Here is a 13316-nt window from a genome sequence, read left to right as displayed (position 1 = left end):
AGGTGACGCGCACGTTACCGTAGCTGTCATCCCCGTGTCGTTGCCGATCGCCGTGTCCACCGCTGTGACCAGTTCCTCCTTCGAGCGTCTGCATGCCTTGCTGCAGCGTCCCGCCATCGCGTCGATCGCGCCAGATCTGCGTGACGCCCTGGCGCAGGCCTGGCAGCAGCTGCCGGCGCAGAGCGAGGACGTGGCCTGGGCGCTGATCGCCGACACGCTGGACGCGTTGGCGCTGCTGGCGGCCGACGAGGCCACCTTGATTGCGGCCTTGCTGTTCGACCTGCCGGCGCTGCGCGCCAAGATCGCCGGCCTGCCGTGGCAGCCGGCCGAGCGGCGAGTGGCGGTGGAAGGCCTGCTGGACGGACTGGATGCGGCCGACCAGGTCTGGGCCCTGCATGCCGGGCGCGAGGCCGGGCGCAACAGCGAAGGCCTGCGGCGGCTGTTGCTGTCCATCATCCACGACCTGCGGGTGGTGCCGATCCTGCTGGCGCGCCAGTTGGCGCGCATGCGCGTGGCCGACCGCCTGAGCGAAGAGCAGCGCCGTGCACTGGCCCAGCTCACCCGCGACATCCATGCGCCGCTGGCCAACCGGCTGGGCATCTGGCAAGTGAAGTGGGAACTGGAGGACCTGGCGTTCCGGCATCTGGAGCCGGACACCTACCGCCGCATCGCCCGCGAGGTGGACGAAACCCGCGTGGCGCGCGAGCGCTATCTGGACGCGGTCAAGCGCACCCTGTCGGCGACGCTGGCCCAGCAGGGCCTGCGCGCGGAGGTCAGCGGGCGGCCCAAGCACATCTACAGCATCTGGCGGAAGATGCAGAAAAAGCGCCTGTCCTTCGACCAGTTGTACGACATCCGCGCGGTGCGGGTGATGGTCGACGACGTGGCCGCCTGCTACGCCGCCCTGGGGGCGGTGCACTCGCTATGGGCGCCGGTGCCGAGCGAGTTCGACGACTACATCGCCCGGCCCAAGGCCAACGACTACCGCTCGCTGCATACCGCCGTGGTCGGCCCGGAAGGGCGCACGATCGAAATCCAGATCCGCACCCACGAGATGCACGCGCAGGCCGAGCTCGGCGTGGCCGCGCACTGGAAATACAAGGAAGGCGGCAAGGGCGGCGAGAAGGCCTTCGACCGCAAGATCCTGTGGATGCGCCAGTTGCTGGAGCAGGTGCAGGAAGGCGACCACGGCGAACTGGCCGGCGCGCTGGATGCCGAGCTGATCGAGGACCGCGTGTATGCGCTGACCCCCAAGGGCGAGGTCATCGATCTGCCGCAAGGCGCCACGCCGCTGGATTTCGCCTATCACGTGCACACCATGGTCGGGCATCGCTGCCGCGGCGCGCGCGTCAACGACCGCATCGTGCCGCTGACCTACCGGCTGCGCAGCGGCGACCGGGTGGAGATCATGACCGCCAAGGAGGCCGACCCGCGCCGCGACTGGCTGCTGGCGTCCAACGGGTTCCTGGCCAGCGGGCGATCGCGCGACAAGGTGCGCGCGTGGTTCCACAAGCTCGATCGCGCGCGCAACGTACAGGCCGGCAAGGACCTGCTCGATCGCGAACTCAAGCGGCTGGGCCTGCAGCACGCCGATCTGAGCGTGGCCACGCGCAAGTTCCACGCCGAGAATGTCGACGATCTGTATATCCAGGTGGCGTTGGGCGATACCGGGCCCAACCAGGTCAGCCGTGCACTGCTGGAGGCCGAGCGGGCCGCCTCGCAGCCGGCGGTGCCGGCGCCGCCACGGCCCACCGCGCGCCGCGAGGGGCTGGGCAAGTCCAAGTTCACCGTGCAGGGCGTGGGCAACCTGCTGGTGCAGCTGGCGCGCTGCTGCCAACCGGTGGCGGGCGAGCCGATCGCCGGCTATCTGACCCGCGGCCGCGGCATCACCGTGCATCGCACCGATTGCGCGGCACTGGCGCGTCTGGCCGCGACGCATCCGCAGCGGGTATTGCCGGTGGAGTGGGGCCAGGCCGGCAGCGGCTACGAGGTGGATGTGCAGGTGCGCGCGGTCGACCGCCGCTGGCTGCTCAAGGACATCACCAACCTGATCGCGCAGGAGGACGCGCATGTGCTGGAGATCAACAGCGACAACGTACGCGACACCGGCAGGGCGCAACTGCGCCTGCGCCTGAAGGTCAGCGACTACGACCAGCTGTCCAGCCTGCTTGGCAAACTGGATGCCTTGCCCGGCGTAAACGAGGTGCGGCGACTCGGTTGAGTGCGCCGCAGCCCGCCGGCGCCAATCGCCTTGAAACAGGCGGCACCCAAAGCAAACAAGGTGTGCCCGCCTGACGCTTCCCGAATCCCGAATCCCGAATCCCGATTCCCGATTCCCCCAAGCCCACATCGTCTTCGCGGCAGACCGCTACCATGACGGGGTGAACGCGTCCCCGTCAGGTCGCGCCAAGGACGGACGCCACCGCATGCTCCCGCTTCCGCGCTGGGCAAGATCGCCTCGCCTCTGGGCACCATTGCGCAGCCGCGCGCTATGGCGCGTGGTGCTGGCGTTGTGTGCCTGTCTCTTGCTGGCCACGGTCGTGCTGCGCAAGCCGCTGGCCGATTGGCTGTGGCCGGACACGCGTATCCAGCAACTGCTGCAACGGGGCGATGCGGCGCTGTCGCGCGGTCACCTCAGTGCGGCCGATGGCAACGGCGCGCGCGAACTGTTCGCTGCCGCGCTTGCCCTGGACAGCGATCGTGATGAGGCCCGTGCCGGCCTGGCGCGCACCGGCGCCGCCGCCGTGGTGCAGGCGCGCGCGGCGATTGCGGCCGGGGATGCCGCTGCTGCACAGCGCGCGCTGACGCTGGCGAGCGCGCTGGAGGTGCCGCAGGCGCAGATCGCACCGGTGGCACTGCGCCTGCGCCAGTTGCAGGCGCGTCGGGCCGGCCTGGACGCCTTGTTCGCACAGGCGGTGTCCGCGCAACAGCAAGGGCGCCTGGATGGCAGCCCGGACAGCGCGCTGCCGTTGTATCAGCGCATCCTGACCCTGGCACCTGAGCGCACCGATGCGCTGGAAGGGCGCGAGGACGCCCTGACCGATCTGCTGGCGCAGGCGCGCCAGGCCCTGGCGCGCGATGCGCTGGCCGATGCGGCGATGCTGCTGGCCGCTGCCAGGCACTACGACGCCGGGCATGCCGATGTGCCGCTGACCGAAGGCCACTATCACCGTGCGCTGGAGCAGCGCCGTCAGCGCGCGCAGGGCCTGTTGCGGCGTGGCCGGCTGGCACCGGCCGCACGCGATTTCACCGCCGTGCTGGCAGCCGAGCCGGCGGATGTGGCCGCCCAGCGTGGGCTGGAGCAGGTGGCAGGCGAATATGCCGCGCAAGCCGGCAGGCAGGCGGCAGATTTCCAGTTCGACGCCGCGCTGCAGTCGCTGCAGGAAGCCAAGACCTTGCTGCCCGGCGCCGCCGCGATTGCGCAGGCCGAGCAGGCGATTGCGCGTGCCCGCGATGCCCAACGCAGCCCCGAGACCGGGCTGTCGCGCAGTGCGCGCGAGCGTCGCCTGCGTGCGCTGCTGCAACGGGTGGCAGCTGCCGAAGCGCAGCAGCAGTGGATGACGCCGCCCGGCGCCAGTGCCTACGACGCGGTGCGTGCCGCGCAGGCGCTGGCGCCGGGCGATCCACGCGTGCTGCAGGCCGCCGCACGTGTGGTGCCGGCCAGTCAGCGCTGCTTCGAGGACGAGCTGCGCAACAACCGCCTGCGTGCCGCGCGCGGCTGTCTGGATGCCTGGCAGGCGCTGACGCCCAACGGCGATGCACTGGCCGGCGCGCGTCGACGGCTGGCGCAACGCTGGGTTGCGGTGGGCAGCGAACGCCTGGGACAGGAAGACGCCGCCTTTGCACGACGCGCGCAGGACGAGGCGCACCAGCTGGATCCGGGGCTGCCGGAATTGGCCGAGTTCACGCGCCGGGTCAAGGCCGTGACCGAGCAGCGTTGACGCAGCGGCTGTCTTCGACGGCGCTACCCGCAGCGCCATCCCCGAGCGCCCGGCGCGCACTCACTCCGCGATAAATAGCGCGCGCACCGTGCCACGCGCCGCATCCAGCGAAAAATGCCGGGCCACGTTCTGCAACCCGTTATCGGCCAGACGCTGCCACAGCGCCGCATCGCGATACAGGCGCACGATCGCCTCGGCGAAGTCAGCGGCATCATCGGCCACGCAGACGTCCTCGCCGTCGCGCAGATGCATGCCTTCCACCGCGCAGGTGGTGCCGACCACCGGCTGCCCATGCGCCATGCTCAGGTTGATCTTGCCTTTGACGCCGGCGCCGAAGCGCAGCGGCGCCACCGCGATGCGTGCGTTTTCCATGAATGGCAGCAGATCCGGCACATGCCCGTGCAATCGCACGCCGGGGCATTCGTCGGCCAGCAGTGTCAGCGCCTCCGGCATGTCCGCGCCGATGCAGTGGAAGATCACCTCCGGCAATTGCGCGCGCACCTGCGGAAAGATCGCGCTGATGAACCACTGCACCGCATCCACATTGGGTGGATGCCGGAAGCCGCCGACGAACACCAGGTCGCGGCGTTGCTCGAAGCGGCGACCGCTGCCGGCCACCTCATGCAGGTTGGAAAGCAGCGCGGTGCGGATCTGCGGTGCGTCCGCCTGCAGCTGCGCCTGTTCGGCCGCCGAGACCAGCAGCGTGACGTCGGTGGCGGCCATGATCTCCAGTTCGCGCAGGCGGGTGCGTTCGGCCGCGCGCAACAGGTTGGCATCGCCGGCCAGCTCGGCGCCGCGGCGCTCGCGCAGGTAATGCAGATCGACGGTGTCGAACAGGGTGCGGGCCTGCGGGGCGTATCGTCTGAGCAGCGGCAGGCAGGCATGCGCAACGTGGTGACGCACCAGCAGCACCACGGCAAACCGCGGGCCGTGCGTGCGCAGCCAGCTGCCGATGCCGTCCAGGAACGGCGCGTACCAGACTTCCACGCCCAGTTGCTGCAGCGCCTGCGTGTGCCGTCCGGCGTGTTCGCGACGGGTCGGCACGAACACCACGTGCGCGCCTTCTTCGCATAGCAGGCGGATCAGATTGAACTGCCGCAACGAACCCGAGTCGCGATCCGGTTGCGGCACGCATTCGTCCAGGATCAGCACCTGGCGTTGGCCGCGATGCAGCAGCGCAGGTCCGGGGACCGTGCCGGCCGGTAGCTGCGTTGCCAGGGCCTGCTGCCACTTGTCGGCGAACACGCCTTGGTTGCGCACCTGATACGCCTTCACCCCGGTGCGGGTGTCGGTGCCATTGCTGGTGCCCTCGTCGTGCACCACCACGCTGGTCGGCTGCACCAGCACCCGGTAGCCGGCCGCACGTACCGCAAACGCCAGATCGGTGTCTTCGTAGTACGCCGGCATGTAGCGGCGATCCAGCCCGCCCAGCGTCTGCAACAACGCGCGTGGCAGCGCGATGGCCGCGCCGGAGCAATAGTCCATCGCGCGCACATAGGCATGGCGCGGGTCGTCGGCCGATTCGAAGCGACCGTAACTCCAGGCGCTGCCATCGGCGAACACCACGCCGCCGGATTCCTGCAGGCGTCCGTCCGGGTACACCAGTTGCGCGCCGACCAGCCCGGCACTGGGGTGCTGGGCAAACGTGTCGATCAGCCGATCCAGCCAGCCGGGCTGCGGGATGGTGTCGTTGTTGAGCAGCACCACGTAGTCGCCGCGCGCCAGTGCGATGCCGTCGTTGCAGGCGGCGATGAAGCCGCCATTGCTGGCGCGCCGGTGGTAGTGCAGCCCCTGCACCTGCGGCAGCTGCGCCTGCGTGGCGTCGCTGCTGCCGTCGTCCACGACGATGATCTTCACCTCCAGCAGCGGCGGATGTGCGGCCAGTGAGCGCAGGCACGCCAACGTGCGCGCGATGTGGTTGTAGACCGGAATCACCACCGTCACGCGCGGGGTGTCGCTGTACGGAACCGCGAACGCGGCAAACGGCGCCGCCTCCGGCAACCACAGCGGCGTGCCGAGCGCCACCGGCGGTGCCTGCGTATGTACGCGAATGCGCTGCCAGGTGGCGCGCCAGCCGCGTGTGCGCATGCTTGCCACGCTGCGGTGAATCAGCCCAAGCACGCGATTGAACAGATAGCGTGCATCGGCCAGGGACATCGACATTCCGTTGGACCTCCAGATGTGGCGTGGCGAAGAACACCCGGCGAGCAGTCGACAGGCGGCGAGGACGGCACAAGGCAACCGCAGGGTACGCAGGGTACCCGCAGATGCCGAAGACGGTCCGTGCCCGCTGACGGCGAGCGTTGCCGCTTTGTTAGCCGCTCTTAAGTCAGCGGGGCCGGCCGACCACAACCACGACAGCGCTGCGCTAGACTCGCCGGACTCTACATTCTCGCATCCCTGTGCCCCGACGCCACGACAACGACGCTCCCGACGATTTCGAGGACGACTCCACCGAGCAAGGCTCCCGCTGGCAACGCAGGCTGATTGTCTGGGCCTTTGCGGCATTCGCGCTGGCGCTCGGTTTTCTGATTCCCTACACGGTGTATCTGAACAAGCAGGTCACCCAGCGTTTCGGCGAGCTGCGTTGGCAGATCCCGACCCGGGTGTACGGGCGGCCGTTGGTGCTGGCGCCGGGCAATGCGCTGGATGCGGCGACGTTGAAGACCGAGCTGGACGCCGCCTCGTACCGTGACGACGGACAAGCCAAGCTGGCCGGCACCTACCAGCAGGACGGCAGCCGCTTCACCATCGCCAGCCGCGGCTATATCGATGTGGATGGGCGCGTGCCCGCGCGGCGGGTGGAGGTCGGCCTCTCCGGCGGGCGGATTGCCAGCCTGCGCGACGCCGGCGACCGCAAGGCGCTGAAGGGTGCGCGGCTGGACCCGGCGCGCATCGCCACGCTGTATGGGCAGAAGCAGGAAGAACGGCGTCTGGTGCGCATGGAGGAAGTGCCCGAGCTGCTGGTCACCGGCCTGCAGGCGGTCGAGGACCGCGACTTCAACAGCCACCACGGCATCGATCTCAGCGGCATGGTGCGCGCGGCCTGGATCATGGCGCGCTCCGGCGGCCAGGTCCGCCAGGGCGCCAGCACCCTGACCCAGCAGCTGGCCCGTAGCGGCCTGCTCGGCATCGGCAAGGAACAGACCCTCACCCGCAAGTTCAACGAAATTCTCTACGCGGTGATCATGGAGGCGCGTTACGACAAGCGCACCATCCTGGAGGCCTATCTCAACCAGGTCTACCTGGGCCAGCGTGGCGGGCAGGCGATCCACGGCGTGTCCTCGGGCGCGGAGCTGTGGTTCGGTCGCGAGCTCAATTCGATGACTACCGAGCAGATCGCCTTGCTGATCGGCCTGGTCAAGGGGCCGTCCTACTACGACCCGCGACGCAACCCGGAGCGCGCGCTGGATCGGCGCAATTTCGTGCTGGGCAAGCTGCACGAAAACGACCTGATCGACGCGGCCGAATACAAGCGCGCGCTGGCCGCACCGCTGGGCGTGCCCGCCGAGCCGGGCCTGGTCGCGGCCAACCGCTTCCCGGCCTATGTGGATCTGGTGCGGCGCCAGCTGGCGCACGACTACCCGGAAGGCGTGCTGCAGGGCGCCGGCATGAGCGTGCTCACCGGCATGTCGCCGTCCGCGCAGGCCTATGCCGAAGGCGCGGTCACCGGCACCATCAAGCGGCTGGATAACAAGAAGCGCCCCCCGCTGCAGGCCGGCCTGGTGCTGACCGACGTGCATAACGGCGACGTGCTGGCGGTGGTCGGCAGCCGCGACGTGGCCAAGCCGGGCTTCAACCGCGCGGTCGAAGCGCAGCGGCAGGTCGGCTCGTTGCTCAAGCCGTTCGTGTACCTGCTGGCGCTGGCCTCGCCGGACCGCTGGGCGCTGTCCAGCTGGGTCGACGATGCACCGGTGACGGTGCAGCTCAGCCGCGGCAAGACCTGGTCGCCGGGCAATTCCGACAACCGCAGTCACGGCACGGTGCGGCTGATCGATGCGCTGGCGCATTCCTACAACCAGGCCACGGTGCGCGTGGGCATGCAGGTTGGCGCGGAGCGCATCGCGCAGCTGATCCAGGTACTGGCCGGCATCAAGGCCGACACCAATCCCTCGCTGATCCTCGGTGCCACCGATCAGAGCCCGTACGGCATGGCGCAGCTGTACCAGTTCCTGGCCGCCGGTGGCGAGATCCAGCCGCTGCATGCGGTGCGCGGCGTGCTCGATCCGCAGGGCAAGCTGCTCAAGCGCTACGACAAGACCCCGGCACCGGCGCAGGAGGGCGATTCGGTGGCGGCCAACCTGATCAGCATCGCCCTGCAGCAGGTGGTCAGCGGCGGTACCGCGCGGCAGTTGCTGGGCGATGGCCTGGGCCGGCTGTCGCCGGCCGGCAAGACCGGCACCTCCAACGACGGCCGCGACAGCTGGTACGCCGGCTACACGGGCGACCATCTGGCGGTGATCTGGATGGGCAACGACCAGAACGCGCAGACCGGCCTATACGGCGCCACCGGCGCGATGCGGGTGTGGTCGAGCATCTTCGCGCGGCTGCCGAGTGCGCCGTTGAAGGTCAGCGGCAAGGGCCTGGACTGGCAGTGGGTGGACGCGGCCGGTACCGGCGTGACCGATGCCGGTTGCCCTGGCGCGCGTCAGTTCCCGTTCGTGGTCGGTTTCACGCCGGCCTACGCCCCCTGTGCCGGCAATGCACCGTCGATCGAAGGCGTGCCCGGCGATGCATCCGCGCCGGCCGAGCAATCCAGCGGTGGTGGCTGGCGTCGCTTCTTCGGTCTGGAAAAGAAGCCGGAAGACCCTGCGCCGGCACCCGCCGCGGCTGCACCTGCACGTTGACTGGAGTGACCTGATGAACCGACTGCACCGTTTGCTTGCCCTCGCTGGCGTGTCTGCCGCACTCACCGCCTGCGTCAGCGCGCCACCCGTGCCGCCGCCGACCCCGGTGGACCCGACGACGCCGACACAGCGGCTGCTGCTGATCGAACGCGAGGCCGGCGTCGACGACACCGAGCTGTCGGTGCAGCCATTGCGCGACCCGCAGGTGGACGACCTGCGCGAGGCCGCCAAGAGCAAGCGACAGGCCGGCGATCTGGCCGGCGCGGCGGCGGCGCTGGATCAGGCCGTGGGTCTGGTCTCCGGCGATCCCGCCATCCTGCAGGAGCGTGCCGAAGTGGCGGTGCTGCAGGCCGACTGGCCTGCCGCCGAGCGTTTCGCCAGGCAGGCCATCGAGCTGGGCTCCAAGACCGGGCCGCTGTGCCGTCGGCATTGGGCCACCATCGAACAATCGCGTCTGGCGCGCGGCGAGAAGGAAAACGCCGCTTCGGCCAAGTCGCAGATTGCCGGGTGCACGGTGCCCGGCGTGAAGCGCTACTGAGCACGGCGACGCCGCCGGCTGCGCCTGCAACAAGGCAGGCGCAGCCGGCGTGCGGTGCGGTCTGTATCGCCCGCAAGCACTTGCTCGGCGCGCGCCGTTGCTGCCCGCGCACGACTGCCAGCGTTGCCTCGCGGTCCTCCGTGAGGCGTAAGGGCCGGTTACGCGGCCATTGCCACCTCCGCCGCGCAACCCACACAGCATCACCGCGCACGCGCTAGGCTGTCGCGCTTCCTGCCCCAGCATCCGGTCCCATGTCTCAACTTGCCACTGCCAGCATCGAGGCGCTCAGCGAGGGCGGGGCGCTTGCGCGTCAGCTCGATGCGTTCGCGCCGCGTGCTGCGCAGTTGCGCCTGACCGGCGCCATCGCCGAGGCGTTCGAGGCACGCGAGGTGCTGCTGGCCGAAGCCGGCACCGGCACCGGCAAGACCTACGCCTATCTGGTGCCGGCACTGCTGTCGGGGCTGAAGACCATCGTCTCGACCGGTACGCGCGCGCTGCAGGACCAGTTGTTCCATCGCGACCTGCCGCGCGTGCGCGCCGCGCTCGGCATCGGCCTGCGCAGCGCACTGCTGAAGGGCCGCGCGAACTATCTGTGCAAGTACCGCACCCAGCAGGCGCGCGGCGAGCCGCGCCTTGCCACGCCCGAGCAGGTCTCGCAGTTTCAGCGCATCGTGGCCTGGAGCGGGCGCACCCAGTTCGGCGACATGGCCGAGCTGGAAGCGCTGCCGGACGATTCGCCGCTACTGCCGCTGGTGACCTCCACCGTCGACAACTGCCTGGGCACCGAATGCCCGTTCTACAGCGAATGCTTCGTGGTGCAGGCGCGCCAGCGCGCGCAGGCGGCCGACCTGGTGGTGGTCAACCACCATCTGCTGCTGGCCGATCTGGCGCTCAAGCAGGAAGGCTTCGGCGAGATCCTGCCCGGCGCGCAGGCCTTCGTCATCGACGAGGCGCATCAGCTGCCGGAACTGGCGGCGAACTTCTTCGGCGAGAGTTTCGGCATGCGGCCGTGGCAGGAACTGGCGCGCGACTGCATGGTCGAAGCGCGCCTGGTCGCCGGTGCGCAGGCCAGCCTGCAGGAACCGATCCTGGCCCTGGACCAGGCCCTGCGCGGCCTGCGTGCCGGCATGGAAGGCCTGCCGTCACGCGGCACCCAATGGCGCGCGCTGGCCAGGCCGCAGGTGCGCGAAGGATTCGATGCGGTGCTGTCGTCGCTGGCGCGGCTGGGCGAGGCCTTGCTGCCGTTGCGCGAGGCCTCGCCCGGGTTCGACGGCTGTTGTGCACGTGCGCAGGAAGCGCTGGCGCGGCTGTCGCGGTGGCTGGGCGAGGACGCGCCGGTGCCGGATTTCGACCAGGAGCTGCCGAAGACCGTCGACAACGATGTGCTGTGGTACGAGCTCAGCCCGCGCGGATTCCGCTGCCAGCGCACGCCGCTGGATGTGTCCGGCCCGCTGCGCGAGCATCGCGAAAAATCGCATGCGGCCTGGGTGTTCACCTCGGCCACGCTGGCGGTGGGCGGCGAGTTCGACCATATCGCGCAGCGCCTGGGCCTGAGCGATCCGGTGACCTTGCTGCAGCCCAGTCCCTTCGACTGGGCGCGCCAGGCGCTGTGCTATCTACCGCCGCATCTGCCCGATCCCGCAGCGCGCGGGTTCGGCACGGCGCTGATCGCGGCGCTGACACCGGTGCTGGACGCCTCCAACGGCCGCGCATTCCTGTTGTTCGCTTCGCACCGCGCGCTGCGCGAGGCGGCCGACGCATTGCGCGGCGCACCGTGGCCCTTGTTCGTGCAGGGCGAGGCGCCGCGTGCCACCTTGCTGCAGCGGTTCCGCACTTCCGGCAACGGCGTGCTGCTGGGGTCGGCCAGCTTCCGCGAGGGCGTGGATGTGGTGGGCGATGCCTTGAGCGTGGTGGTGATCGACAAGCTGCCGTTCGCCGCGCCCGACGACCCGGTGTTCGAAGCGCGCCTGGATGCGATCCGCCGCGACGGCGGCAACCCATTCCGCGACGAGCAGTTGCCGCAGGCGGTGATCGCGCTCAAGCAGGGCGTGGGCCGGCTGATCCGCAGCGAAACCGATCGCGGCGTGCTGGTGCTGTGCGACCCGCGGCTGGTGAACAAGGGCTACGGCCGCACCTTCATGAATTCGCTGCCGCCGTTTGCGCGCACCCGCGAGATCGGCGACGTGCGCGCGTTCTTTGGCGTCGCCGAGCCGGTGGGCGACAATGGCGTGCTCGCGTTGCCGTTCGGCGACGCGTGAGCGTCCCCTTCCTGCCTGCGGTCCTGCCATGAAAGTGCTTGCGTTCGAGACCTCCACCGAAGCCTGTTCCGTCGCGCTGCACGTGGATGGCCGCGTGCTGGAGCGCTTCGAACTGGCGCCGCGTCGCCATGCCGAACTGGCGCTGCCATGGGCCGAGCAACTGCTGGCCGACGCCGGCATCGCGCGCCGCCAGCTCGATGCGATTGCAGTCGGTCGTGGCCCGGGCGCCTTCACCGGCGTGCGTCTGGCGATCGGCATCGCGCAGGGCATCGCGCTGGGTCTGGACGTGCCGGTGCTGGCGGTGTCCACACTGCAGGTGCTGGCGCTGCGCGCGCCCGCCGAGGCGGCGCAGGTGCTGGCCTGCATCGATGCGCGCATGGGCGAGGTGTATGCCGGCGTCTTCGCGCGCGACGGCGACACGCTGCGGGAGCTGATGTCGGAAGTGGTCTGCGCACCGCAGCAATGCGTCGTGCCGGACACGCTGCACCGCTTTGCCGGTGTCGGCAGCGGATTCGCCGCTGCCGAGGCGTTGCTGCAACAGCGCTTTGCGACCCGGCTGAGCAGCATCGATGCCGCCGCACTGCCGCATGCCGCCGATCTGCTCACGCTGGCCGTGCCGGCGCTGCTGCGCGGCGAAGGCGTGGCGCCGGAGCGGGTGGAGCCGGCGTATCTGCGCGACAACGTGGCGCTGACCCTGCTCGAGCAACAGGCCGCACGCGCAGCCAAGGCCGCTGGCGCCGCGCCATGACCGACGACCTGCAGCGCGCGCGTTTTCGCGGCTGCCTGCTGGGCCTGGCGGTGGGCGATGCGCTGGGCACCACGCTGGAATTCTGCGCGCCGGGCAGCTTCACGCCGATCGACGACATGCGCGGCGGCGGCCCGTTCGCGCTGCGCGCCGGGCAGTGGACCGACGACACCTCGATGGCCTTGTGCCTGGCGCACAGCCTGCTGCATCGGCAGGGCTTCGACGCCGCCGACCAGATGAACCGCTATTGCAACTGGTACCAGCACGGCTACCTCAGCAGCACCGGCACCTGCTTCGACATCGGCGCGACCGTGCGGCAGGCACTGGAGCGCTATCTGGATGGCGGCCCGGCCTTCAGCGGCAGCACCGATCCACGCTCGGCCGGCAATGGCTCGCTGATGCGGCTGGCGCCGGTGGCGATGTATTACGCGCACCGCCCCGACCAGCTGGGCGAGCGCGCCGCCGACAGCTCGCGCACCACGCATGCCGCCGACGAAGCGCTGGATGCCTGCCGGCTGTTCGCCTTCCAGTTGCGTGCCGCGTTGCTCGGCGGCCAGCGCCAGCAGGTGTTGCAGACCCGCTGCGAAGGGCTGTCGACAGCGGCGCTGCGTGCGTTGTCGGCGCGCGACCATCGTGCGGTTCCCGCCGCACGGATCCGCGGCACCGGCTACGTGGTGGATGCGTTGTCGGCGGCGCTCTGGTGCTTCGCCACCACCGACACGTTCGCCGATGCGGTGCTGCGTGCGGCCAACCTGGGCGACGATGCCGACACCACCGCGGCCATCTGCGGTCAGCTGGCCGGTGCGTTCCATGGCATCGACGGGATTCCTGCCGCCTGGCGCGCGCGCGTGCAGGATGCGGATGCGATCGTCGAGCTGGCCGATCGGCTATACGCAGCTGCGCAGCTCGCATAACGCCGCGTCGCGCATCGGCCAATACAGTCTGCCGGAAAGGCATGCCGCAGAAAGACGCGTCCTTGTCGGCACG

General features: G+C 70.0%; 8 protein-coding genes. 7 read left to right on the top strand and 1 reads right to left on the bottom strand.

Features of this window, described 5'->3' with window-relative positions:
* Positions 1 to 40 precede the first annotated feature (40 nt).
* Together XarjCFBP7645_RS01980 and XarjCFBP7645_RS21590 are read left to right on the top strand one after the other, a co-directional pair.
* Positions 41 to 2221 carry a RelA/SpoT family protein gene (locus tag XarjCFBP7645_RS01980; protein ID WP_104536713.1) on the top strand — a complete coding sequence of 727 codons (2181 nt, stop codon included), beginning with the start codon at positions 41 to 43 and terminating at the stop codon, positions 2219 to 2221.
* Between the two features lie 205 nt (positions 2222 to 2426).
* The gene (locus XarjCFBP7645_RS21590; protein WP_104536046.1) at positions 2427 to 3941 is read left to right on the top strand and encodes a hypothetical protein; all 1515 of its coding nucleotides are present in this window, start codon (positions 2427 to 2429) and stop codon (positions 3939 to 3941) included.
* A gap of 60 nt (positions 3942 to 4001) precedes the next feature.
* On the opposite strand, the gene XarjCFBP7645_RS01970 is transcribed toward XarjCFBP7645_RS21590, so the two are convergent.
* A complete protein-coding gene (locus XarjCFBP7645_RS01970) occupies positions 4002 to 6104 on the bottom strand; it encodes a glycosyltransferase (RefSeq protein ID WP_104536045.1) in 2103 nt (700 codons plus the stop codon).
* Between the two features lie 239 nt (positions 6105 to 6343).
* Between XarjCFBP7645_RS01970 and mrcB the strand changes: the two genes are divergently transcribed.
* The 5 genes from mrcB (at position 6344) to XarjCFBP7645_RS01945 (ending at position 13243) form a co-directional block, all read left to right on the top strand.
* Positions 6344 to 8788 (top strand): penicillin-binding protein 1B, encoded by a 2445-nt coding sequence (mrcB, locus tag XarjCFBP7645_RS01965; RefSeq protein WP_104536044.1) that lies wholly within the window; start codon positions 6344 to 6346, stop codon positions 8786 to 8788.
* Positions 8789 to 8801: 13 nt separating this feature from the next.
* Positions 8802 to 9326 carry a hypothetical protein gene (locus XarjCFBP7645_RS01960; protein WP_104536043.1) on the top strand — a complete coding sequence of 175 codons (525 nt, stop codon included), beginning with the start codon at positions 8802 to 8804 and terminating at the stop codon, positions 9324 to 9326.
* Positions 9327 to 9577: 251 nt separating this feature from the next.
* Positions 9578 to 11584, top strand: coding sequence for an ATP-dependent DNA helicase (locus XarjCFBP7645_RS01955; RefSeq protein WP_104536042.1), 2007 nt, complete (start codon positions 9578 to 9580; stop codon positions 11582 to 11584).
* A 28-nt stretch (positions 11585 to 11612) separates the two neighbouring features.
* A complete protein-coding gene (gene tsaB, locus XarjCFBP7645_RS01950; protein ID WP_104536041.1) occupies positions 11613 to 12332 on the top strand; it encodes a tRNA (adenosine(37)-N6)-threonylcarbamoyltransferase complex dimerization subunit type 1 TsaB in 720 nt (239 codons plus the stop codon).
* A complete protein-coding gene (locus XarjCFBP7645_RS01945) occupies positions 12329 to 13243 on the top strand; it encodes an ADP-ribosylglycohydrolase family protein (protein ID WP_104536040.1) in 915 nt (304 codons plus the stop codon). Before tsaB ends, XarjCFBP7645_RS01945 begins: the two co-directional genes overlap by 4 nt.
* The last annotated feature ends 73 nt before the right edge of the window (positions 13244 to 13316 follow it).

This window comes from Xanthomonas arboricola (assembly GCF_002940665.1).
In the GTDB taxonomy this organism is placed as follows: domain Bacteria; phylum Pseudomonadota; class Gammaproteobacteria; order Xanthomonadales; family Xanthomonadaceae; genus Xanthomonas; species Xanthomonas arboricola_B.
This window is presented reverse-complemented; position numbering and strand designations above follow the sequence as displayed.

Bases quoted from the DNA above. Each gene is read 5' to 3' on its own strand.
- XarjCFBP7645_RS21590 (WP_104536046.1), top strand. From the start codon at position 2,427: ATGCTCCCGCTTCCGCGCTGGGCAAGATCGCCTCGCCTCTGGGCACCA.
- XarjCFBP7645_RS01960 (WP_104536043.1), top strand. From the start codon at position 8,802: ATGAACCGACTGCACCGTTTGCTTGCCCTCGCTGGCGTGTCTGCCGCA.
- tsaB (WP_104536041.1), top strand. From the start codon at position 11,613: ATGAAAGTGCTTGCGTTCGAGACCTCCACCGAAGCCTGTTCCGTCGCG.
- XarjCFBP7645_RS01955 (WP_104536042.1), top strand. From the start codon at position 9,578: ATGTCTCAACTTGCCACTGCCAGCATCGAGGCGCTCAGCGAGGGCGGG.
- XarjCFBP7645_RS01945 (WP_104536040.1), top strand. From the start codon at position 12,329: ATGACCGACGACCTGCAGCGCGCGCGTTTTCGCGGCTGCCTGCTGGGC.
- XarjCFBP7645_RS01970 (WP_104536045.1), bottom strand. From the start codon at position 6,104: ATGTCGATGTCCCTGGCCGATGCACGCTATCTGTTCAATCGCGTGCTT.